Origin of the sequence: Lamprobacter modestohalophilus (genome assembly GCF_016583905.1) — a bacterium.
GTDB classification, from domain to species: Bacteria; Pseudomonadota; Gammaproteobacteria; order Chromatiales; family Chromatiaceae; genus Lamprobacter; species Lamprobacter modestohalophilus.
In genome coordinates, this window is the sequence record NZ_NRRY01000007.1 from 1 (window position 1) to 22,580 (window position 22,580).

Sequence of the window (22,580 nt, forward strand, 5' to 3'; positions counted from 1 at the left end):
ACTGGCGTTGTTCTTGCCTATGTGTTTGGTCGGCGTACAGATGAGGTGTTCCTCGAGCTGAAGGCTCTTCTTGAGCCATTCGGCATTAGAATATTTTTTACTGACGACTGGGGAGCCTATCAACGTCTTCTACCGGAGCAGCAGCAAGTGACTGGTAAGGCCAATACACAAAAAATTGAACGCAAGCATCTTACGCTCAGAACACGTATTCAACGCCTGGCACGGAAAACCATCTGTTTTTCCAAACTCGACGTCATGCACGATACTGTCATTGGGCTTTTTATCAATCGGTATGAGTTCGGCCTTGCCGTGTGAGAAACACATGTAGAGCACTACCAGAAAATGGACCGCATGGCACCATCATATGGCGCTGGTCATGCTGGCCCTCTCGTTTCTGGTGAAAGAGCGTATTCAGCAAAAAGCGTCCTGCCCACTGTTGAGTGCGAGAGACATCCGTCTGTTGATCATCGCCATGCTCCTCAATGATCCTGATGCCGTTGATCGGCGCATCGCACAGATGGACATCCGGCATGAACAACGACGTAAAGATATCGAGCGATATTACAGAGAAAATGACACTGACAGCGCGAATGATACTGGTTGAGTCAGGGGGCTCGGAATTAATCTAACAAAGTAGTAATAGTTACAAGTTTTCATAATCAATGAGAATCTCGTCACCTGAAAAGATCTTGGTTTTAGCATAAAACCCATCTCTTCGCCTTTCCGCATTTGGAGTGTCGGAATGGTTAAGGAACCATACACAGTGCATTTGTGAAAAATCTTTAGGGCATCTTAACGTGCCGTTTTTGTTTTCAATGCAGTACATGCGGAGACCTTCTGGGATGCTTTCTCTTGGAACATTTTTGCCCACGGGTGTTGCCTGAGGCCTTACAGCAAGAAAGGTGCCTTTCTCAATATCATGAAGCGCAAAAGCACCGATTCCCGCATTCGGGATTGTTGATGGTTTTAAACGAAAAGAAAATTGATTGGTCCTGCGGGCCAATATAACGAAATCAATCAGCGAGCCAGCGACATCTCTCGCAGTTCCAACCGTCGGAAAATAATGCAAACTCAGATCCGGGTTCGTGTTGATCTCAATAATAGTCCAAAATTGATCCTCAAGTGGTCTGCTGATGTCTTGAGCGACGATGTCGATGCCGACATGGGGCGGATCAAACACAGCCATGCGTGCCTTCACCGCAATGGGCGCAAAGTCGGGGTGAACATGATCAGTGACATCCCGGCAGGTGCCACCAACACCGGTATTGGCCACTGTGCTCAGTTGCACGCTGCAACCTGCGTCAGGCACGGAGTCTTGCGTTCGTCCCTGAGCACGGAGATAACGCTGCTCGGAAGGCCCGAGCACAATCGGGCATTGGGCCAAGCAGGGATCATGTTCGCGCTCTCGATTTTGTGCCGCGACCAGTGCTTGGATGCTGTGTTGGCCATCACCCAGGATCTGAGCAGGCAGGACTTCCGCGGCCGCGACTAGGGCGTTGCCAACGACGAACAGGCGGTAGAGATGGCCTGCTGCATAGTCCTCGACCAAGATCTGCTTCGCCTTGGTCTGGAGCGCCAGTTGCCAGGCCTGTTCGAAAGTCTCCAGGTCGGTCACCTCGGTGGTCACACCGCGACCCCAGGAGCCTGATACGGGTTTGATCACGACGGGGCAGCCCCGACGTTGTAGGTAATCCCAGGCTTCGGCCTTCTGATTCGACCAGAAGCGTTGTCCGTTGGGCGTTGGTAGTCCGTTGGCGTCCAGCAACTGCTTCGTCCAAGCCTTATTGCTGCTGGTGGCGCGCCGCGCCACTGCCCGAGTGCCCGGTGACATGGTGTTGTAGAACAGGTATGGACGCTCTCCGTCCGTGATCCGGGTCACTTTCGAGGTGAGTCGCTTGGCGTCTAGTCCACGCGCTCGGGCGGCATGACGCAATAATTGCCCTTCCAATCGAGCGTCGAGGGCAAAGTCTTTCCCTGCGGGTGGATCAAAGACCGCTGCGGGACGCAGGCTGGGCGCTAGCTCCGAGGCGGGCCATTGCTTCCTCAGGCTCAGGGCATAATCCAGTAGTTCATCGGCGAGATTCAGCGCCGGACCCGAGGTCGGAAAGGCCAGGTCAGCAATCGCCGGTTTGCTGTCGATCTCGAGGATGCTGACCGTCTGACTGGAACGACTCTGCGCGGGATCGTCGCAGATCAGTGACACCGAAGCGAGGTGCAAGCCAGAGAGATTCTGCACCGCCTGTTCGGCCAACGCGCGCAAGGAGGGATGGAGGCGGTCGCCGAGCGCTACCGTATCGCTGCCATTGGTGACACTGGCTACATTGGACAGCTGCAGCGACTGCCCCGGATCGAGAATGCTCTCCATGCTGAAGGCAGAGTCTTCCAGCAACTCCTGCCGCACTCCTGGCCATTGACGCAGCCAGGGGTTGTGCGATCGGCGCTCCTGGCGCGCCTGAATCAACGTGGCCACTGTGTCGCGGCCATTGCCAGTGATCGAGACGGGCAGGCATTCGTAAGCCCCGATTGCGCGCCCGCCTAGCACCAGGATGCGGATGTTGCGCCCGATCAGCGTCTGCTCCAACATCACGCGCGGTGCGTATTGGCGTGCCAGCTGCCAGGCTGAAGCCAGTTCTTCTAGGCTGCGAACGACCGGGGTGACGCCACGGCTCTTGGCGTGGACGACGGGTTTCACGCAGAACGGCGGGTTGAGCTCGACGCCATCGGACAGGCGCTGTCGGACAACGTCCTGCATGGCTTCCAGACTGGAGAAGACCGAACCCTGGGTGGTGGGCAACCCCTGGCGATTGAGAAGCGCGATGGTGCGATGCTTATAGGTGGTGATGGCGGTGGCGAGGATGGAGTGCTCTGGCGAATTGCGGCGAAAGATCGGCCCGGGCTCGCCGCTGTTGGGGGTGATTTCGACATAGCCGGCCGGGTGATTGATGAGTGTCAGGTTGCGACGGATCGCCGCTTGGAACAGGAGGTCTTCCGTGAACGAGGGGCGGTTTGTCCGTGACGGGGAAGCGGCTGAAGCGGTGGTCGTGACCTGAGCGGGTGCGGGGGCTGCAGGAGTGGATGTGCCAGCTGGCGTCTTGTGCGGCTGTTTGGCGGTCGCGGCAGCATCGCTGTCTATCAGGCGGACAATGTCACCAAAATCCGAATCCCGCCGCGAGCCCTTGATGAGGATGACATCGTCAGTCTGGGCCAGCTCCTGTAAGTGCCGAACCACCTCCGCGGCCTGGTCGCAGTGCGGACCCAGCAGCGCATCGGGCAGTTTGGCTCTCAGAAAGTGCATCTCTGGGCCGTGGGTGATCACCAATTCCACGCCGGTTGCCAGCAGCGGCTGGGCCAGATCCTCATGCAGTGGTTGGGCGAGGTCGCCGAGGTGAACCATGCGACCAAGCACCGCGATTTTCCGTCCTCCCGGCGGTGGCGCCGCCTCCGCCAAGACCTGAAAGGCGTTGAGCATGGAACTGACGGTGGCATTGTAGCTGTCGTCAATCAGGGTGACATCGCCACGGCGGAGCCTGACGCGGTGATGCCGAACGCAGCCCGCGTTAGGCGTGAATCCTTCCAATGCCTCGGCGGCGGCCGAAAGATCCTGGCCCAGGGCGAGGATCACCGCCAAGGTTGCTGCTGCATTGCGGATCATCCCCGGACTGGGCAAGGGCAGGTTGAAGGTGATCCGGCCTTGCGGGGTATCTAGCGTGACCAGGCTTTCGAGTCTGTTGCCCGTGTTGATATTGGTTGCGTCTAGGATGCGGATCTGCGCCTGACGACGGGTGCCGAAGACCAGGATTTGCTCGGCATGTTGAGCCGCTTTGTGACGCACCTTCTCGTAAAACGGAACATGCTCGCCGATCACTGCCACGGCCGGGCCGGTCAGGCCATCGAAGATCCGTGACTTCCAGCGCGCGGTGTCCTCGACAGAGGATACGCTCCGATCAGACTGGGAAATGCCAATTTCCGTGATCACCGAAATGGTCGGCCGGATCAGTCGGGTCACCGGCCCGCGTTTCATCCAGAGCGCGCTTTGGGCGATCTCGATGACGGCCGCGGCGTGCTCGGGATGCAGATTGGCCAGCAGGGCAAGGGCGTCAACGCGGGAATTGTAGTTGCCCTGTGTCGCCAGGACCGGATCACCGAGATCGGGCACGGGCGCTGACAGGGCGTTCAGCGTGTGCCGCAGCATGGCCACGGTAGTGGACTTGCCCGCGGTGCCAGTCACCGCCACAAGGGGGCCTGAGTAGCGTTGCCGAGCCGCTAGGGCTAATTCCAACAAGGCTTGAACTGGATCAGCAACCTGCAAGAGCGGGAAGTCGGCTGGCAAGCCAGCGACGGGTCGGGAGATCATGGCGCCGGCCAGGCGCGAGGTCAGCGTCGGCAGTTGGGTGTGGCGGTCATAGGCCTGCTTGGGCCGCGTCGACTGGGCATGACGCATGCGCTGGGCCGAGTCATGGGCAACAAAGAAAAACGGTTTGGGCAGTCGGCGGATGTGGAACATCCGGTAAGAGACCGAGCGAACCGACCAATCCGCCGGCGGCGCCACCAGCCAGGTTCCGCCGGTGACCTCTTGGAGCTGAGCCGCGGTCCAGGTTTGTCCTGGCTGGCATTGGTGAACAGAGGTTGGAAACTCGGTTCGGTACGACGGGGAGTCGGTTGCGGAGGCCAGGGACGCGAGCCCGGGAATCCGCAACTGAACGACTGGGCCAGGGTAAGGCGGAACATCCTGATGACGGTTGGAAAGAATGCCCACTTCGATGCGTAGGTCGACATTGATCAGCTTCTGCAGCCGAGGTGCGCGCAGCCCACAGAGGTCCCGGTAGATCACGCCTGGCTGCCATCGGCTCGTGGGGGCCAGCCAGTCACAGGGATCATGATCCATGCCTTCGCCCCAGGCAGGCATGGAACTGGGTTTAATCGGCACGGCGCGAATAGCCAGACGAATATCAGTCGGAATAGGGGCCTCGCAACGCCAGAAGCTTTCCACCCAGAGTATCCGACGCTCGGTGACGATCAGCGGCTTAACCTGGAGTCCGAGCAGTGTCAACGGCCCCAAAGGAACTGGATCGATCCGAGCGGATGGAGGCACGTGCTCCACGGCTACGCTGGCCGTGGTCGACGTCATCGGCGCTTCGAGGGGGGCGAGCGCATACCGGGTATAGGGGGCCGGCGGTAATGTGCTGTTGATGGCCCGCCGGGGGGGAGATAGCCTGATCTGTCCGCTATGATCCTCTGCATCCAGGACGACGGATGTGCCCAACTCCGAGCAGAGCCAGGCGAAATGATCGGTGGCCGTGCGGGCGTTGCGTCCCGATAGCTGGATCGTGTAGCCAAAGCCGATGCCAATGGGAATGAATCGAACGCGTTCGACGCCCTGGTGGCTGATCTCGAGGGCGAATAGCCCGCCGTGCTTCGGTGTCTCGCGGACTTCATCAAACAACAGATTGCCCGCATCATAGAGAATCGGGCGTTGTCGAAAGCGTTCGACGCCTTGTACACAATGGGCGCTGCTGCCCAGCACCGCATCCGCTCCGGCGTCGATGATCGCGTGGGCCAGGGCTTTGGTGCGCGGCTCCGGTCTTTCCTGCTGGTTGCGGCCCCAATGCACGGCCACCAGAACCACATCAGCCTGTTCGCGAACCGCCGTGATGCGAGGCGCTAGCGTGTCTTGCCACAGGGCCGGGGTGTCTGGATCAAGATAGGCACCTCCCGGATGGTCTTTGGTTGCGGCAAACAGGGGTTTCGTGGCGTCCAGGCTGAACAACGCGACGTTTAGGGTTCCGGCACGGCGCACCACCGGTTGGAGGGCTGCCTCCAGATGAGAACCGCTGCCGGCCTGTCCGATGCCGACACGATCGAGCCAGCGGCCTTGTTCCAGCAAGGCCTCGGGTCCGTAATCGCCGCTGTGATTGTTGGCTGTTGCGACAATATCGATATGCGCGCTGGTCAAGATGCGCAGCATTTCTGGCCGAGCCCGATAATAATGGGGGGCTTTATTGCTCCCTTTGCCTCCCTGTTCCCCAACGGTGGCCACCACGCATTCCAGGTTGGCAATGCGCAGGTCGGCGGTGCGCAGGGCAGGGATTCCGCCTAAGACGTTTTCCGCGCCGATGCTCGCGGTCAGATAATGCTGCCTTCGTCCTAAATTGATATCTCCGCCCCAAATGACCACGGCCCGATCGGGTCGTAGGCTGCTATCCAGTTTGCTCGACGCGGTTCGATGAGGCTTCGCCGCAGGTTTCTCAGCCTGCACCTTGGAGGCGGACGAAGCGACTTGTGGCAAGGGGATTAACCCGTCCCACAGGCGATACTGAACGGCCTGAGCCGCCTGGGTCATCTTGGCGAGCAGTTTTGGAGCCAAGTCGGTCGGGTAAACAATCAGGTTGTAGAGCGGATGTTCGGTCGGTTCCCAGACCCGCAGCCAGTGGCGCCGCGCCATGAAATTGACCGCGTTGACATCTCCTTGGTTGAACGCCTGCTCCAGGGTTCGCAAAAAAAGCAGGTGGCTGGGTGCGCAGTTGGCAAATGCCTCCTGGTAGCCAACCTTCCACAAAAACAAAACACCGTTCATGCGCACCGCAAATTGGGCCGCGATATCCTGACCATCGGCCTCTAAGAACCCCCATTCTAGCCAACCGTCGCGGGCGAATTGCTTGGCTGCGGCGAGATATAAAGGTGGATCGCCGGGCAGATCCTGGATCGAGCTACTGCGCTTACCCTTCCAGCCACTGTGTTCCACGGCCATGAAGCGGGCGAAGTTGTCCTCAACGCTCCGAGACCCCTCCCGGCAGCGATAGGTCACCAGTGCACGTTCCTTGAGCCGGCGTTCTTGGCGAAACAGCTCACGCCGGAACTTACTACCCAAAGTGCTCAGAAATGCGCTGAAATCATTGGGCAGCGCGATGCGATGCTCCAGACCGGATTGCCGAAACATCAGGCTGAGCCTGTCCGGATGCTGCTGAAAAGCGGCGAAGATGGGCGATGTCGAGGGTACCTGACGCCAGCGCAGAATCGGTGGACCCGAGCTCATCGCGGATAAATGACGAAAGCAGGCTTGGAGAATCACCGCTTGATTGGAGTGCGCTAGCAGATCAACGCGAACGGTATGGTACTCATCGACAGGGGCGCGGAAGTGGTGCTGAGCCCTGCCGAGTCCATGCGCCCGAAATCCCCCGACTAATGGCAAAACGCCGACCAGGCGTTGACCCTGGTAGGCAAGCAAGCAGCACATCTGCTCCGTGGGGCCGAGTTTGTGGCTGTAGAAGGCCTTCAGCCAGCCGTAACTTTGGGTGGGGTAGGCGGCAGGGCATTCATGGATCAACTGATTCCATGCGGTGGCATGCGCATCTAGCTCACGCGGATGGGTGGCTGCAATGACCTGGAACTCCGTGTTAGGCGATATGGATATCTCATCGCAACGCTTCATTGCCATCACTCAATTAGGGCTGTTGATGCAGGCGCGTTTCTCTTTCTGCGAGACCTGTCCTTGGCAGAGGTGCAGGCTTATGTATTACCTTTTGCTAGATGTGGATAATCCCTCTGCAGTTGGGCGAACCGCAGCAGCAAGAAAATTGCGTATAAGTTTGCTTCATGTTTTTCTCTAGGTCTGCAGTCAACTCTTCGCCAGCTTTAACATTTCGTTGCGCGATGTAATCGCCCTTCTTATTGCAATACAGGTTCGGATCGCAGCTGTGATTGATAAAGTAGCAGATCCCTAGGCTGTTGATGTCTTTTGGCGCATGGAGTCCTTTTCGGTCTTTGTAGCAGTACTGGATGAGTTTGTAGCGCGTAGCCTCATCTAATGTTTCGAACTCAGCCCAAGTGATCAACCGGGTTTCATCAAAGTATGCGTAAGGGGCGACTATTTCGTCTACCACAAAGTCGACTAAGGCGAAAAGTCCCACTTGGCCTGGTACCATCGTTGATGGACGCAGTTCGTAACGTGCTTGGCTGTAGCGGGTTACCGGATGACGAGCCTCATTGGTGTCTGGGCTTAGGCCTCGGGTTTCCGACTCTCCAGCGTTATTGGATAGGGAGCTTGTAGCCCGAGATGCCAGCCGAGTAACCTGCTTACCCGTGTAAGCGATATGAAATCCAGTGGGTCGAAAGCGTTGTTTCATTTCTCCCAGTCCGCGATCTCCTCCATCTGAGCCGTCATTAACGATTTCGTAGTCCTGCATGGTTGAAATAAAATGCTGGCGTATAAAATAGCCAAGATCTGCGTTATTCGGATCAGCGATGGATAATAACAAGCATCCGACATTTGGTCTTATTTCTCCCCCAAAGGTCAATGCGCGGACCTGTTGATTGACAAGATAGACAAAGCCATTCAAGTCTCGGTTGTCGAGTTGCGGAGCAAAATGAAAAGCGTTTAGGGCATAGCGCCGCTGAAAAAACACAGAGTCCGATTGTTTTTCTTTTTGCCTCTCCCAGTCGTTAAGAAGCTGACGGCATTGTGCGGCATATTCCGGGCCGTAGGGTTGGATGTCGATCTCCATCCGTCTGCTTGCGAGACTGATTTTGCGTCGCAGATTCTGAAACTGGGAGCCAGCTAGGCTGGAAAGTGCTTGTGGCGAAAAGAGATACTGTGGGTTACGCTTGGTGAGACGAAAGAGTTTTAATTGCCGCAGCTGCGGCATGTCTTGTTCGTCAATGAAATAGATCCTGGAGTTGTCCGATTGATTGAAATCATTGCTGCGTTCCAAAGCACCAAGCAATGCCGATTCCTGATAAGGGAATGGTGGGAAGACAAGGTCCAGACGGTTCTTCCTTGCATATTGATGTCTGAACACACAGAGAGAGCCGTTGCGTTCTTCCCAAAGATAGCGAGCGCTTTGGGAGCCAAGACGGACAAAAAGCAGATAGGGGAAATAGAAGTTCCAGCCCCGCTGTTGCCCTGCGATAACTGCCTGCTTGAACCTTGGTAAATCGGTCAACTGCAGAGGGTGCAGATCGCTGAGCAAGGGATTGCTCATGAGCAGAGGGTTGCTCGACTGTGCTGAGAGCACGGAGATCGGTGAGCGCTGAATGACAGACAGAAGAACGGCATCGCTACCTGCGTATGGCCTTGGCCTGCGGCCCATCTGAAGGCGTTAATCCATCAACGCCTTTCTGTTGCTGTGTCTGTGCTGGATCGGCTTTGAAGAGCGACTCAGCATGTGGCTTCACCGCTAGCGGCTACCCCGGCTAACTTTGCGAACTAAAAAAAGACCGCTTAGGAGTAGCACAAGCGTTCCGGGGGCCGGCACGTCGAAAGGGTCTCCAATGAGAGTTTGACCACCAGTCACTGGCTGAAACAAAAGGACTTGGCTTCTGTCTAGCGATTCGCTGGATACCATTTGATTGAAGGCGTGAGAGAGTAACGTTTCGCCTTTGTTGCTCAATCCAGTCACTGAGAAGTGTCCGTCAGTGATATCTAGACTAGTGTTGGTTGAATCGTAATCGTCGTACAGGCTTTCCCAGATGCCAACCTGAATTGCGCCACTTATCCATCGATCAGCAGGGTTTAGCCAGTTTCGATCGCCGAAGGTGTATTGGTATTGGTCTTCAAGTACGTCATTGACTGCGCCAAGAAAATCCAAAACGTTGTTCAAGTTACCAGTGGCAGTAATTGTTTCTTCGCTAGGCCACCACCACGGCCCCCGAGTAATTGTTCTTTGAGTTGTCGTAGTGGGGGCGCCAGCTGCGTCATCATCGAACGCATATACGCTGTATTCAACGAAACCTGCCGTCTCGAGATCATTGAAGATATCGAGGCAGTACAAGATGACTTGATCTTGGCTACGATAGAGCGTCGTAATATCGAAGTCCTCGTTTCCAGCAGACTTTGCTTCGCCATCGAAAGCGCCCGCCCTTATTCCTTGCCACCAATCGTTATGATTTTTCCTTGCATCAGGGTTATAATCGTAATCAAAACGAAGGTTAACCCCATCGTAACCAATCAGAAAAGGATCTGCCGGATTTTCAGAGAATCTGAACTCAACGCTCCCAACCGATTGCATATTATTAATGGTCAACGACGGCGTGGCTAGCGTTGCTGTTGCGCTCAAAGATAAGGCGAGCGTCGCGGCTACCAGTGAAACTTTCGGGATGCGGCAAGGAGTTTTTTGGTTCTGGTGAGCCGCTTTATCATTGGTACTCGAGTGGGTCATCGTTGTTACTCTCTGGATAGGCTCTAGTTGACTGAAATATAGTGTATTTATTGTTTTTTGTCAATTCAGATCGCGCAGCCTCGGGGGATATGTCAACGCACGTCGTTTCACTCGTGTTGAGACACCCTTGTCATTCTGAGGCGGTGCATGCAAGCTGCCCACGCTCATGCAAGGCTAGTGCCATTGTCTAGTGAAGTGAATGCGCGAGCGGTCCTTGCGTTCTCAGCGTTTCCCTCAGTGACTCGATTGAGGCTGTCAGTGGCAGTTCCTGTCACCTGACGCTGACAAATTCTGCCAGCCTGGTATCTCGTAATGTCAACGTCTCTCGGACTTCCTGTGAAAGCTCGAGCCATAGCCCCAGTGTCGACCGACTTGCCACCGCCCGTCTATCCCCTCGGAGCGCTGGAAGCGCCGGAGCGTCGTCTGCCCGGCGATCATCTGACGCCTGGTGACGCCGCCTTGCTCGCGATGCTACGTGCCGCGCTTCAGGCTATTGCCCCGGACTGGGAGGCTCTTCGTGTGGCGGTCGCAGGTGCGCAGGGACTTCGCCAACGCTGCGACCGGGTGGTGCTGATTCTCTACCAAGCCTCTGAGCAGCGTCTGATGGTCGTGCGCAGTGGCGGCGGGGGGTTATATGAGGCCCTGGAGCAGGCGTTAAAGGCGTTGAAACGGCATCCGCGCATCGGCGCCTTTGCGGTCGCTGACCAGGAGCGTTGCCGAATCCAGCTGGACATCATCGCTCAGCCCCCGGTGCCCTGTGATATTCGTGAAATCGGCATGTCCAGAAGTGGCGCCCTGCACTTCGAGATCGGTCTTGATGGCCTCGTGCTGGAGCGCGATGGCAAGCGTATCTACGTCCTACCGGGCGATGCCTATGTCCATTCCTACATGAGCATGAAGCAGCTGCGACGTCGCTTGACGCGGCTGTACGGCAACGATGTGCTGGACGCCTGCTCGTTCGCTCGCTTCACCAGCGAAAGCTACATCAGCTTTGGCGACCGCTGGGTACGATTGTGGCGTGGTCATCCGCTGAATGGTTCGCTCACCCGGGCGCGGTTGGTGGAGGCAACAGAACTGGCAGTCGACCACATCCTGAGGAATCAGCAAGCTGATGGCCGCTTCCTTTACTACTACAACGCGGCGCTGGACAGCCGCCGCGACCACGAGCACCCCAACCGCGACCCCGACAGGAACCCGTTTTACAACATCGTTCGCCACAGCGGCGGTATCCTGACGGGGCTCTACCACGCGCGCCTCACCGGGAGCGATCGGGCGCTTGAACCGATGCGGCGGGCCATCGACTACTTACTCGCCCAGACCCGGGCGTATCAGACGCGTGACGGCAGGGAGGCGCATTACATCTACTACAATCGTAAGGGCAAGCTGGGCGGTAGCGGTGTCGGACTCTATGCGCTGGCCGAACATCGCCGGCTGACGGGCGACCGTTACTACGACGAAGCGGCGCGGCGACTCGCCAACCACATCGCCGAGCAGATCACAGACAGCGGCGAGTTTATCTACTACAAGGTCTACTTAGACAAAGAGGTCACCGAGGCCGACAACGGGGACTACTTTTCTTTCTATTATCCGGGCGAGGCGCTGTGTGGCTTAGCGGGCTACTCTTTGTACATCCTAGAGGACGACGTCGAAAAGGCTCGTCTCCTGGCCGCTGTGCATCGCGCGCTGCGCTTCCTCATCGTGGAGCGACCGCGCACCCGAGCAAGCGAATACCGCGCCTTGCCCTCGGACGCCTGGCTGATGATGGCGATTATGGAGTTTTGGGACGAACCGGCCTTTCGTCGCGATCTCTACCGGGACTTCGTCTTCACAGATGCCGATGCGATGGTGCGGCAGATGTATACGGTTGATGATGCGCCTTATCCCGACTATGCAGGCGCCTTCTTCTACGAATTCGGTGAGTATCCTTACGCCGATGGTGCCCGTGCTGAAGGGCTAATGGCCGCCTTCACCCTTGCGCACAAGGTGGGAGACAAAGCGCGCATGACCCTTTATGGCCGCGCATTGAGACTGCTGGCTTGGGCGACGATGCATTTGGTCAATACCCCAGAGTCGATCTATTTTGCCGCTAACCCAGACGTCGCGCTGGGCGGCATTCGTTTTAAGTACACGCGCCAGTGGTTTCGTATTGATACCATTCAGCATGTCTGTGCTTTTTATCTGAAAATGATGCTGGATGGCCGCGTCGCTTTATCGGATGTGACTGCAGCGAGCAATGAGGAGAGTGCAACATGAGAAAGCCTTTTTCTGACACATTTAGGTTCATCCTGACTGTTTTGTTACTTGCATGGGTGTTGCCGACCGCTGCAGGCTGGAAAGACGGTCGCGAAAGTCTGCAGGAGCGGCTGCCGGTTGGGAGCGATTACGAAATCTTCTACTCGCTTTCCGGGCCTCACGCCTTTTTCGGTGGTCTGGTGCTCGAGGGTCTGGCGGAGCAGATCAACCTGGCTGTGCGGGTCTACGGTCAAGAGCTTGGTTTGGCGCCGCCGCTCGCCCTGCGGCGCTACGCCGAGGTGCGGCGCATCGATGTTCATGTACTGGACCTCGGCGATCGCAATGGCTCGGCCGCAGACGGTGTACACATCTTTGACTACCAGCACTTTGGGAGCGAGGGACCGGCGCTGACCCTGGCGATCTCGAATGATTGGCAGCCTCCGAATCGCACGCCGGAGCATGAAGTGTTTCATGCCTATCAATACGCCTACACCTTTTTCAAGAACCCCTGGTTTCTCGAGGGGCTAGCTCGCAGCATGGAAAACCTGTTCCGCGACGGTGGTTGGAAGAACGAACCCCTACCGGATAACGACGAGGCGCTGGAAGCGGTTTTGGCTGAGAGCTATAGGGCCGACCGGATGTGGAATCGTCTCGCTTTGTTGTGCGATCCAGGCTGCGAGCGCGAACCGCGGACACTGCATGATGGCTGTGAAGAATCCGATCCTCCAGTCTGTGGTCGTGCTTTGGTGCGACCCTTATTAGTGGCCTTGGATATCGCTGATGATCAAGCGGCTGATGACCGCGATCTCTCACTGACGTACTGGCCCGAAGACGAGCAGCGGTCCGAAGAGAACGAACCCTACATGTTGGAGGCGCTGGCTGATGTGATTGCGTCGCGCTGCCCGATCGCGTCCAACGTTGAATTGGCAGCTTTTCATGACCTGTTGATGCAGCGAGTCGATACGCTGCGCAGAGATGCCAGACAGCAATGACTGTTCGCCGATGAGCGCTCTGCCTGACGACTTTGCCGTCGCCTGGGATCGACTCGCTGGCCTGGGCTGGCGACCTGAGCAGATTGAGTGGGTTGAGCGCCCCTCGCAAGGGGAGCGCAATCAAGTCTATCTCTTGCGCCATGCTGGCGAATCCGCAGTGATCCGGCTGCCGCATGCAGGGCCGAAGGCGGCGGACAGGTCAGCGCGCGAGATACACAACCTCAATGCAGCCGCCGCGGCCGGTGTCACGCCGGCGCCACTGCTCGCCGATCCGACAGACGGCTTGCTGTTGCTGCCCTATCTCCACGGAGAACATCCAAAACCAGGCATGGTCCGGCGAGAGGCTGCTATCCGCCTGGGGCGTTGTCTCCGAAGCCTACACCGCGATACAGCCCCTTTTCGCTCGGGAACCGATATCCTGCGCCGTATTCGCCGGCGCATGGCCGGCGTTGCTGCGGAGGCCGATGAAGCCCGTCGGCATGCCGCTGGTCTGCCGAGTGTTGTCAGGGCGATGGAACCGGTGGTGGCAACACTGAAACGCACCGCACCGTTGCCCGTTCCCTGTCATGGCGACCTGGTGCTCGGAAACATCATCGACAATGGCGATCGGGTTCATTTCATCGACTGGGAAACCTCCACAGCCGGCGATCCACACCAGGATATTGCCAACCTGTGCCTAAGGGCACGCCTAGAGGGCGCGCCGCGTGCTGCGCTTCTCGAGACCTGTTTTGATGGTGACTCGGAGCGCTCTTTGCATCAGGCGACCGCAAGGGTCAGGCTATGGGAGCCGGCTTGCGCCCTCGACAAGGCCCTCGCGTACTGGAGAAATGGGGTCCGTTCGGGCGACGTCGATCCTCGGGTCGCAGGCTGGACGCAGCGTTGCTCAGCGCTGTTGGCTGCGCCCGGCATGCGTGCTGCCCATCTTGTTCTCGATCTCGAGACGGCAGCTTTGTGAACCCGCTTTAGATACTGAAGATCTTTGAACCCGCTGATCCTGAGAAGATGATGGTAAACCCGCCAGCGTTGTTGGACCGACGTCTCTCGGTCGCGCCGATGATGGACTGGACTGATTCGCATTACCGTTCCTTTGCGCGATTGCTGTCTCGGCACACTCTGCTCTACACAGAGATGGTGACGACCGGCGCGCTGGTCCACGGTGATCGCGCGCGTTTCTTGCATTTTGACCCAGCTGAGCATCCGCTGGCGCTGCAGCTCGGCGGCTCCGATCCGGCTGATCTGGCACGTTGCGCGCAAATGGGTGCCGACTGGGGCTATGACGAGATTAACCTCAACGTCGGCTGCCCGTCGGATCGGGTACAGAACGGGCGCTTCGGTGCCTGCTTGATGGCCGAGCCGGCGTTGGTGGCCGACTGTGTTGCAGCGATGAAGGCTGCGGTTACGATCCCGGTCACGGTCAAGAGCCGCATCGGGATCGATGATCGAGATAGTTATGAGGATCTAGTGGCCTTTACGCAAGCGGTGGCCGCGGCTGGCTGCGATGCGCTGATCGTGCACGCGCGCAAGGCTTGGCTGCAGGGCCTGAGTCCGCGCGAGAACCGCGAGGTGCCACCATTGCGCTGGGACTGGGTGCTGGCGCTCAAGCGGGATTTTCCGGCGTTGCCGATGGTGCTCAACGGCGGCGTGACGCGTCTGGATCAGGTCGAGGAGCTGCTCAGCGAGCAGCAGATCGACGGCGTGATGATTGGTCGCGAGGCCTATCAGAATCCTTGGCTTTTGGCCGATGTAGATCGGTGCCTCTTTGGTGCTGAGAATCCTGTAACGACGCCGCAGCAGGCGCTAGACGCCTACATCCCTTATGTTGAGCGACAGCTGGCCGATGGAGTGCCACTGGCATCAATGACTCGGCATCTGCTTGGACTCTTCCATGGCTGCCCAGGGGCCAAGGCCTGGCGGCGCACGCTGAGCGAACAGGCGCATCGCCCTGGGGCTGGGATTGAGGTGCTAAAGGCCGCCGCTGCTCAGGTCAGGCCGCGCGAGGCTCTGCTTGCTGATGCATGATGCTCTGACTGCTGATGCTTGATGCCCTGACTGAGCCCGCTGGAGTGGCCCGCATCCGTTCTCAGCTGCTTGCAGGAGGGCAGCTCGACGCACCGGCTGGGTGCTACCAACGCCGGTTCAGGCTTGTGCCGAACGCTCGGCTCAGACGCTCCATGCGCATTGGGCGCTGGGGGAGCGCTTGGCCTAAGTCTCGGCTGGGTTGGTTATTACCGGCCGGCTTGGTCCGGGCCTGATGAACTGGCTCTTTGTCACACTCATTTGTGCCTTCAGCGTCGCCTCGGCCGATGCGGCCACCAAGGCCTGGCTGCAGGGATTCTCGGCGCGGGAGCTGACGTTGATCCGCTTCACGTTGACGGGTGCGCTGCTCTCACCGCTGCTATTCTGGTTACCGGATTTGAGTCAGTTGCCGGCGCCGTTCTGGGCCTGGCTGATTGTCTTGGCGCCACTCGAGATTGGCGCGATGCTGCTCTACATGGCGGCGATTCGCGATCATCCGCTGTCGCTGACCTTGCCGTATCTGGCCTTTACGCCGGTGTTCTCGATGGCGATCGCGGCGCTGGTGTTGGGCGAACAGGTGAGTCCGGGCGGACTGCTCGGTGTGCTGCTGATCGTTGCCGGGGCCTGGCTGCTCAACGTCGAGCATGCGCAGCGCCATGACTGGCGAACTTGGTTGCGGCCGCTCGGCGCGATCCGTTGGGAGCCAGGCTCGCGCATGATGCTCGGCGTCGCGCTGCTCTATGGGTTGACCTCGACACTCGGCAAGGTGGCCCTGCTGTATCTGCCCTCGGCTGCGTTTGGTGCCTTTTACTTTGCCGTCATCGGCCTGATGGCGATTCCACTACTGCTGCTGTTGCCGGTCGGCGGCGCGCGATTATCGTTGCGCCCGGCGTTGCGGCGCTTGACTCGCCGACCTGGCGCCGTGCTTGCTGTCGCTGCGCTCAATGGGGTCATGGTGTTCACCCATTTCATGGCACTGCGCCTGACCGAGGTGGCCTATATGATCGCGGTGAAGCGCAGCAGCCTGTTGTTCGGCATCCTCTATGGCGCGCTGTTGTTTCGCGAGCCGAATCTGGTCAGCCGCGCGCCAGGCGGGGTGCTGATGTTGGCTGGCGTCTTCGTCATTCTTCTGGCGGGATGAGCGGTTGCGATTGGCTCACTCGCAATCTGCCGAGGCAGCGGTAACGTCTCCTGTTCCTCAAGACTCTTGATCTAAAAATCGATGACAGAGCAAGCCTGCAAAGGCGCAATAGGCGAATCCTGCACTGATGGCGATCAAGCCTAGGCTGAAAACGGCGTTCCTACCGGTTGTTGGCCCTGCCGCGCGCGTGCTGATCCTGGGCTCGATGCCGGGCGAGGCGTCATTGCGGCAGCAGCAGTATTACGGTCATCCGCGCAACGCCTTTTGGCCGATCCTTGGCGAGCTGCTTGGGATACCGGTGCAGGCGAGCTATGTCGAGCGTTGTGCGGCGCTGATCGCGCGCGGGATCGCGCTCTGGGATGTGATCGCGGCTTGCGAACGCCCGGGGAGTCTCGATCAGGCGATTCGGCCAGAGACGATTCGCGTTAACGATTTCGGTGCCTTCTTCGATGCCGCCCCAGGGATTGTTCAGGTCGTCTTCAATGGCGGCACGGCGGAACGCGAGTATCGGCGGCGGGTCCTTCCCGGCCTAAAGCGCTCATACCGAGAGATTGAAAGGCATAGGCTGCCCTCGACCAGTCCGGCGCATGCGTCGTTGCGGTTCGAGCAGAAGCTAGCGGCCTGGCGCTCTATTCTCGACTGGCTAGTGGTATAGATCCGAGTGGTTAAACGGCTCAAGGGCTGTTTACCCCGCTTCCAAGCGCGCTGATCGCGATGCTGTATCTACCGTCGCGAACAGGCGTCGTTAACCACGTGGTTAACCATCAGTGCTCGCGGTGCAATGTTCTCGGATCTGCATTCTCGTTCGAGACTTCCAGCTTGATCAAGACCGCCTCACCCCACGCTGGATGAGTCCGTCGCCGAGCTTGTCTCGGATGGCATCGAGTGTCTGATCCAGCTTGTCAGTGGTCAGCGTTGAGGGCTGCGGTTCGCTGGCCGCGAAGAGATCGGGCTGTGTTGGGCAGGCCGCCGGCTCCCAGCCGGAGAGACCAACCCCGATGAGCCGTACCGGTCGACCGCGCCAAGGACTTGACGCGAACAGCTCCCAGGCGGTCTGAAAGATTAGCTGGTCGCTCGCCGTGCGCTGGCTCAGGGTTCGCGAACGGCTGTGGGTCTCGAAGGGCTGCAGACGTAGTTTGAGCGTCACTAGTGCACCTGCAAGAGCCTGATGTCGGGCGAGGTAGCCGACCTCCTGAGCGGCCCAGTGCAGGGTCTCGCGCAGCTGCTGCTCATCGGTGACATCCTCGCCAAAGGTGGTCTCCTTCGAGATCGATTGCCGCTGCGTCACCGGCTGCACCGCGTCGTCGGCGATGCCGCGCGCCTGCAGATGCAGCGCCGTGCCGGCGCGCGCGCCCAAGGCCTGGCGCAGGCGCTCGAGGGGCTGATGCCGGACATCGCCAACCGTCTTCAGGCCCATCGCCAGCAAACGCGGCGTGGTCTTGGTGCCAACCCCACGCAGCACTGAGATCGGCATCGGGTCCAAGAACGCCTGCACCTGCTCCGCTTCGACCACGCGCAGCCCATCCGGCTTGCTGGTTTCTGAGGCCAGTTTGGCGATCAATCGATTGGGTCCGATGCCGACCGACGCGGTCAGCCCGGTCTTGTCCTTGATCAGCGCCTTCGCGCGCTCGCCGATTTGCTGGGGCGTACCGATCAGACGTTCTAGCCCGGAGACATCGAGATAGGCCTCATCAATGGAGACCTGCTCGATGAGCGGCGAGAGCTGCTGTAGCAGGCGCATGATCTGCTGCGAGACCTCGGCATAGCGCGCCATGTCCGGGCGCCGATAGATGGTCTCCGGTGGCAGCCGGCGCGCCGCTTGGGCGATGGGCATCGCCGAATGCACGCCATAGCGGCGGGCCTCGTACGAGCAGGTGGCCACCACTCCGCGACCACCGGGTTGCGCGCCGACGACCAGCGGGCGACCGCGCCATTCGGGATGATCGCGCTGCTCGATCGCCGCATAGAAGGCGTCGAGATCCAGGTGCATGATCAGGCGGCCGGGATGATGCGTTGGCATTGGGTCTGATGCGTTTGCATTGGATCTGATGCGTTGGCATTGGATCGGTGGTCTTGTCGTCTGGTCCTGCCAGGTCACTCAGGCGTCTTTTTAGCAGTTCTTCTGGCAGGGTCAGAGACGATAGTCTGCGAGCCGGTCGGTGGGAACCTCAGGGTCGGAGTAGAAGAACCGATGGTCTTCACCGAGGACCGACTCGATCACGTCGAGCGGATCATCGCCTTGTTTCAGTCGGCGGGAACTCTCGTGGATCAGGCTGAACGGGCCGGAGAGATCATCGCCTTGGCGCAGACGGCGCGTATCGCGGATTACGTGCCGCACCGCGTTGATGCTTGAGTTCATGCGGTCGATCCGTTTCTGCTTCTCGGCGATGAAGGTCGTCAAGCGTTCGAGCAGGCGCGCAGAATCCTGCCAGATCTCGTTGAGCGTTCGGATACGCTGCAGGATCAGCTCCTCCCCGAGGGTGCCGGCAACGGCGTCGGTATCGACGAGGACGCCATTGGCGAGCACGAAGAACAGGGTCCAATCCTCGGTGGGGCTCTCGGTCTCCCGATAGACGAATCGGCCGTCTTCATCGATGCGTAGCTGATCGAAGTACACCCGCAAGCCCGGAGCGGCGCCGCTGACAAGATCGCCAACGCGATAGGTCTTCAAGACGCAGTCGAAGCGCTTGGTTTGAGCCTCGACCTCGCGGTTACCAAGCGGGACTAGGAAGCTGTCGAACATGCCCATGATGTGGTTTCCTATGCAAAGGCCATGGAGGTTAGCCGCTGTCTTCTGCACACCCAAGTCCTTGTTTGGCTTGATTTCGGTCTTGTTATTGTTCTGGCTTCTGTGCCCCGGACATCAAGATTTCACTGGATCCTGGCAATTGCGGCGTCTGGATTAGCGGTGGTGGAACGCTAGTCAAGCAGCAATTGTACCGGCGCCGTCCCGTAGAATCGTGCTTCAACGGCACCTGGTGCTATCCTTCAGATACAACCTAAACGGAGCACCATGGCCATGCTGACGGTCGGCATCAAAGCCCTGAAGACGAATCCAAGCGCACTGAGCAAGGCCTTTGACAGCAGCGATAAGGTCCTGATCACTCGCCGCGGCGAGCCGATCGGCATCGCGGCACCCTTCGACGAACAGTTGCTCGACCTTGGTTTTCTGCGCTGGATCGCGATTCGCTCGTTCCAGGCTGGGGACCTGAGTCTTGGTCAGGTTGCTAGGGTCTTTGGAAAGTCCAAGCAAGAGATGATGCCGCTTCTGTCTACGCTTGGTGTCGCCATTGCGGATTACGATCTAGACGAAGACTTGGAGACCCTGCATCTGCTGGAAGGACACTAAGTGTCTGCTGTCGTCAGTGACACAACGGTGCTGATTGTGCTTGGTGCTCAGCAGCGGCTAGACTGCCGTTTAGTAAGCTCTTCGAGACACAGATGGATACATCCTCGAGACCACGCCCAACGCTGACTGCAATCAGTCTCTATACCGGAGCGGGCGGCCTAGATCTAGGCTTTGAGGCGGCCGGCTTCGAGACTCGCATTGCGCTCGAAATGGACGACGATTGCGTTGCCACGCTGCGTGCCAACCGTTCTTGGCCGGTGATCCACCGCTCAATCCACGATGTGTCGTCGGCAGACCTTCTTCGCGAAGCAGACCTTGAGTCGGGCGAAGCAGATGTGCTCATTGGCGGCCCACCCTGTCAGCCGTTTTCAAAATGCGGGTACTGGGCGACGGGCGATGCCCGGCGCTTGGAGGACCCTCGCGCCTCGACGGTTGAAGCCTATTTGCGCGTACTGCGTGACGTCAGGCCTCGTGCTTTTCTCATGGAGAATGTTGCCGGTCTGGCCTTCCGCGGTAAGGACGAAGGGATCGAGCTGATCCATCAGATCGTGGCGTCGATCAACCGCGAGCAGGGAACCTCCTATGGCGTTGAGCTACTGGTGCTCAATGCCGCCGATTTCGGCGTTCCTCAGACTCGCGAGCGTGCCTTCTTAATCGGCGCCCGTGACGGCTCGCGCTTTGGTCAGCTAGCGCCCACGCACCGCCCGGCCGACGCCGGGACGAAGGGTAGCCAGCTAGCGCTTGATCTGCCGCGCTATCGAAACGCCTGGGACGCCATTGGTGACTTGGAGGGCGAAGACGATCCAGAGCTTCGATTACGTGGCAAATGGGCTGACCTGTTGCCATCGATTCCGGAGGGGAGCAACTATCTCTATCACACCGACCGTGGCGCTGGTCTACCCCTGTTCGGCTGGCGACGCAGGTTTTGGAATTTTCTGCTGAAGCTGGCGAAGGATCAGCCGTCTTGGACGCTCACGGCCCAGCCAGGGCCGGCGACAGGTCCGTTCCACTGGAAGAACCGACGCCTGTCTGCACGTGAGCTGTGTCGATTACAAACCTTACCGGACGACTACTACGTTCTCGGCGCTCTGGGCACTGTCCAGAGGCAGTTGGGCAATGCCGTTCCCTCGGCGCTGGCTGAGGTGATCGCGCTCCAGCTGCGCCAACGCTTGCTCGGCGAGGCAGCGAGCGTTGATCGTGGTGTGTCGCTCATACCTTCCGTTCGCGGAGAGCCTCCACCGCCAGAGCCTCTGCAGCCGGTCGCTGACAAATTCGTGCATTTGGCTGGTCGTCACGAGCCGCATCCAGGGACGGGTAAGGGGCACCGCGCATCGCTGCGAGCAGCGTCGCTTTAGCTCGGTGGCCTTGGGCTTTAGGGTTTAGTAGGGCGATGACTTATCAACGATTTTCTGTCAATCGCAGCCAAAAAGCGCCTTTGCTGGCGTTTATCTTGTCGGCTTTGGATGCCGCGGGCTGTCGCGTACTCCATTGCTCTGATCCGAGCGAGGCACCGTTTCGAATCAGCTTTGAGGCACCGGATGGCGAGCGCTTAGGCATCATCGCCTATGCCTTTCTTGCAAACAGACGCACGACCCGAAATCGGCCTGTCGATGAGCATCGATTTCAGGTGAAGTACGGTCCCAAGACCGGTGAGCTGCATGAGCTCTGGCAGGACCCATTTGGTCTGTATACCACGCTCTTTCTCGGCATCAATCCCGAGCGCGGCTTCTTCGTTGCAGCTGACCCTGTGCTGCATAGCCCAACACGCTTCTTCATCTCCGTCGAATTCAAGGAACAGCAAGTCCAAGCCATCCTTGATCGCGGGTGGCTCTCGTGGGAGCGCGAGAAACGCTCCAAGGATGGCTTGGAGGAGCCTGCCGAGGTCATGGTTGGTGGCTTGCCAGACCAGTTCCTGCGCTATGTTCGGTTTGAGCGTGCGGCAAAAGGGCTGGATACCGGGCACCGCGGCCTGCTTGCCGACAAGGTGGCAGAGCTGGAGTGCTTGTCGACACCAAGGCGGGAAACGGACTCGGGAGCGTCCGTGGGGTCAGCAGGTCTGCATCAGTTGGCGACAGAATTCCAACTGACGGAAGCCGAGATACTCGATTTGCTCGAGAGTGCTCCTCGACTCAAGATGGCCGTTCGTGGTTGGGTGGCCGAGACCCATTTGCTCAGGCAGCTCGCTGGACTGCCAGTTATAACCGAGTGCACGGCGATCGAAGAGGATGGGCGTCCAGACCTGCGCGTATCGCTCCGCGGTGGCCGCCCGTTACTGATCGAGTGCAAGAATATTCTGCGGCGACCCTACGCTGACGGAAGCTATCGGCTCGACTTCCAACGCACGCGCGCAGCGAAGGGCAACCCCTGCTCTCGGTACTACACGACTGCTGAGTTTGAAGTGGTTGCTGCCTGCCTGCATCCGCAGACCGAGCAGTGGGATTTCCGTTACGCCCTCACCCGTGATCTGGACCCTCACGAGCATTGTCCAGGCAGGTTGAGCAACCGTGCCAGGATTGACTCACGTTGGGGGCAGGATGTCGTCTCAGTCCTAGAGCGGGCGCTGATTTGAGGAGGCTGTCTCCCGTGAGTAAGCAGCGGCCTGTGCCGAGGTTTGATCGGCTACATTCAGCCTCATCGACGGCATCATAGGAGCAGTTGGATCTTCCAAGCTGCTACTTCGTCGAGTAGTGCGGCGG

Annotated in this window: 16 protein-coding genes; 11 read left to right on the forward strand and 5 right to left on the reverse strand. The window is 58.9% G+C overall.

What is annotated here, in order from left to right; all coding sequences use genetic code 11:
* Both CKO42_RS06155 and CKO42_RS06160 read left to right on the forward strand, forming a co-directional pair.
* Positions 1 to 315, forward strand: a 315-nt coding sequence (locus tag CKO42_RS06155; protein ID WP_242479167.1) for an IS1 family transposase, incomplete at its 5' end; no start/stop codon positions are given.
* 61 nt (positions 316 to 376) lie between these two features.
* Positions 377 to 604, forward strand: a complete 228-nt coding sequence (locus CKO42_RS06160; protein ID WP_242479168.1) for a hypothetical protein — start codon at positions 377 to 379, stop codon at positions 602 to 604.
* A 39-nt stretch (positions 605 to 643) separates the two neighbouring features.
* Here the strand turns inward: CKO42_RS06160 and CKO42_RS06165 are convergent, their stop codons facing one another.
* The 3 genes from CKO42_RS06165 to CKO42_RS06175 form a co-directional block, all read right to left on the reverse strand.
* On the reverse strand, positions 644 to 6,937 hold the full coding sequence (locus tag CKO42_RS06165) for a GNAT family N-acetyltransferase (protein WP_200240655.1): 6,294 nt from the start codon (positions 6,935 to 6,937) through the stop codon (positions 644 to 646).
* Between the two features lie 586 nt (positions 6,938 to 7,523).
* On the reverse strand, positions 7,524 to 8,978 hold the full coding sequence (locus tag CKO42_RS06170; protein WP_200240657.1) for a phosphatidylglycerol lysyltransferase domain-containing protein: 1,455 nt from the start codon (positions 8,976 to 8,978) through the stop codon (positions 7,524 to 7,526).
* Between the two features lie 195 nt (positions 8,979 to 9,173).
* Positions 9,174 to 10,154, reverse strand: a complete 981-nt coding sequence (locus CKO42_RS06175; protein WP_200240659.1) for a hypothetical protein — start codon at positions 10,152 to 10,154, stop codon at positions 9,174 to 9,176.
* 360 nt (positions 10,155 to 10,514) lie between these two features.
* Between CKO42_RS06175 and CKO42_RS06180 the strand changes: the two genes are divergently transcribed.
* From CKO42_RS06180 to CKO42_RS06205, 6 genes are all read left to right on the forward strand, one after another.
* Positions 10,515 to 12,407, forward strand: a complete 1,893-nt coding sequence (locus CKO42_RS06180) for a glycoside hydrolase family protein (protein ID WP_200240661.1) — start codon at positions 10,515 to 10,517, stop codon at positions 12,405 to 12,407.
* A gap of 242 nt (positions 12,408 to 12,649) precedes the next feature.
* The gene (locus CKO42_RS06185; RefSeq protein WP_200240664.1) at positions 12,650 to 13,378 is read left to right on the forward strand and encodes a hypothetical protein; all 729 of its coding nucleotides are present in this window, start codon (positions 12,650 to 12,652) and stop codon (positions 13,376 to 13,378) included.
* A 10-nt stretch (positions 13,379 to 13,388) separates the two neighbouring features.
* The gene (locus tag CKO42_RS06190; protein WP_200240673.1) at positions 13,389 to 14,333 is read left to right on the forward strand and encodes a phosphotransferase; all 945 of its coding nucleotides are present in this window, start codon (positions 13,389 to 13,391) and stop codon (positions 14,331 to 14,333) included.
* 98 nt (positions 14,334 to 14,431) lie between these two features.
* The gene (gene dusA / locus CKO42_RS06195; protein WP_242479179.1) at positions 14,432 to 15,397 is read left to right on the forward strand and encodes a tRNA dihydrouridine(20/20a) synthase DusA; all 966 of its coding nucleotides are present in this window, start codon (positions 14,432 to 14,434) and stop codon (positions 15,395 to 15,397) included.
* Positions 15,398 to 15,629: 232 nt separating this feature from the next.
* On the forward strand, positions 15,630 to 16,535 hold the full coding sequence (locus CKO42_RS06200) for a DMT family transporter (protein ID WP_200240678.1): 906 nt from the start codon (positions 15,630 to 15,632) through the stop codon (positions 16,533 to 16,535).
* Positions 16,536 to 16,662: 127 nt separating this feature from the next.
* A complete protein-coding gene (locus CKO42_RS06205; protein WP_200240681.1) occupies positions 16,663 to 17,190 on the forward strand; it encodes a DNA-deoxyinosine glycosylase in 528 nt (175 codons plus the stop codon).
* A 168-nt stretch (positions 17,191 to 17,358) separates the two neighbouring features.
* Here the strand turns inward: CKO42_RS06205 and dinB are convergent, their stop codons facing one another.
* Both dinB and CKO42_RS06215 read right to left on the reverse strand, forming a co-directional pair.
* Positions 17,359 to 18,555 carry a DNA polymerase IV gene (gene dinB / locus CKO42_RS06210; protein ID WP_242479169.1) on the reverse strand — a complete coding sequence of 399 codons (1,197 nt, stop codon included), beginning with the start codon at positions 18,553 to 18,555 and terminating at the stop codon, positions 17,359 to 17,361.
* 111 nt (positions 18,556 to 18,666) lie between these two features.
* Positions 18,667 to 19,284 (reverse strand): hypothetical protein, encoded by a 618-nt coding sequence (locus CKO42_RS06215; protein ID WP_200240683.1) that lies wholly within the window; start codon positions 19,282 to 19,284, stop codon positions 18,667 to 18,669.
* A gap of 264 nt (positions 19,285 to 19,548) precedes the next feature.
* On the opposite strand from CKO42_RS06215, the gene CKO42_RS06220 reads away from it, so the two are divergent.
* From CKO42_RS06220 to CKO42_RS06230, 3 genes are all read left to right on the forward strand, one after another.
* Positions 19,549 to 19,884, forward strand: a complete 336-nt coding sequence (locus tag CKO42_RS06220; RefSeq protein ID WP_242479170.1) for a UPF0175 family protein — start codon at positions 19,549 to 19,551, stop codon at positions 19,882 to 19,884.
* A 92-nt stretch (positions 19,885 to 19,976) separates the two neighbouring features.
* Positions 19,977 to 21,239 (forward strand): DNA cytosine methyltransferase, encoded by a 1,263-nt coding sequence (locus tag CKO42_RS06225; RefSeq protein WP_200240685.1) that lies wholly within the window; start codon positions 19,977 to 19,979, stop codon positions 21,237 to 21,239.
* Between the two features lie 35 nt (positions 21,240 to 21,274).
* A complete protein-coding gene (locus CKO42_RS06230; RefSeq protein ID WP_338034860.1) occupies positions 21,275 to 22,453 on the forward strand; it encodes a hypothetical protein in 1,179 nt (392 codons plus the stop codon).
* Positions 22,454 to 22,580 lie beyond the last annotated feature (127 nt).

Bases quoted from the DNA above. Each gene is read 5' to 3' on its own strand.
- CKO42_RS06160 (WP_242479168.1), top strand. From the start codon at position 377: ATGCTGGCCCTCTCGTTTCTGGTGAAAGAGCGTATTCAGCAAAAAGCG.
- CKO42_RS06165 (WP_200240655.1), bottom strand. From the start codon at position 6,937: ATGTTTCGGCAATCCGGTCTGGAGCATCGCATCGCGCTGCCCAATGAT.
- CKO42_RS06170 (WP_200240657.1), bottom strand. From the start codon at position 8,978: ATGAGCAATCCCTTGCTCAGCGATCTGCACCCTCTGCAGTTGACCGAT.
- CKO42_RS06175 (WP_200240659.1), bottom strand. From the start codon at position 10,154: ATGACCCACTCGAGTACCAATGATAAAGCGGCTCACCAGAACCAAAAA.
- CKO42_RS06190 (WP_200240673.1), top strand. From the start codon at position 13,389: ATGAGCGCTCTGCCTGACGACTTTGCCGTCGCCTGGGATCGACTCGCT.
- dusA (WP_242479179.1), top strand. From the start codon at position 14,432: ATGATGGACTGGACTGATTCGCATTACCGTTCCTTTGCGCGATTGCTG.
- CKO42_RS06200 (WP_200240678.1), top strand. From the start codon at position 15,630: ATGAACTGGCTCTTTGTCACACTCATTTGTGCCTTCAGCGTCGCCTCG.
- CKO42_RS06205 (WP_200240681.1), top strand. From the start codon at position 16,663: ATGGCGATCAAGCCTAGGCTGAAAACGGCGTTCCTACCGGTTGTTGGC.
- dinB (WP_242479169.1), bottom strand. From the start codon at position 18,555: ATGCCAACGCATCATCCCGGCCGCCTGATCATGCACCTGGATCTCGAC.
- CKO42_RS06215 (WP_200240683.1), bottom strand. From the start codon at position 19,284: ATGGGCATGTTCGACAGCTTCCTAGTCCCGCTTGGTAACCGCGAGGTC.
- CKO42_RS06220 (WP_242479170.1), top strand. From the start codon at position 19,549: ATGGCCATGCTGACGGTCGGCATCAAAGCCCTGAAGACGAATCCAAGC.
- CKO42_RS06225 (WP_200240685.1), top strand. From the start codon at position 19,977: ATGGATACATCCTCGAGACCACGCCCAACGCTGACTGCAATCAGTCTC.
- CKO42_RS06230 (WP_338034860.1), top strand. From the start codon at position 21,275: ATGACTTATCAACGATTTTCTGTCAATCGCAGCCAAAAAGCGCCTTTG.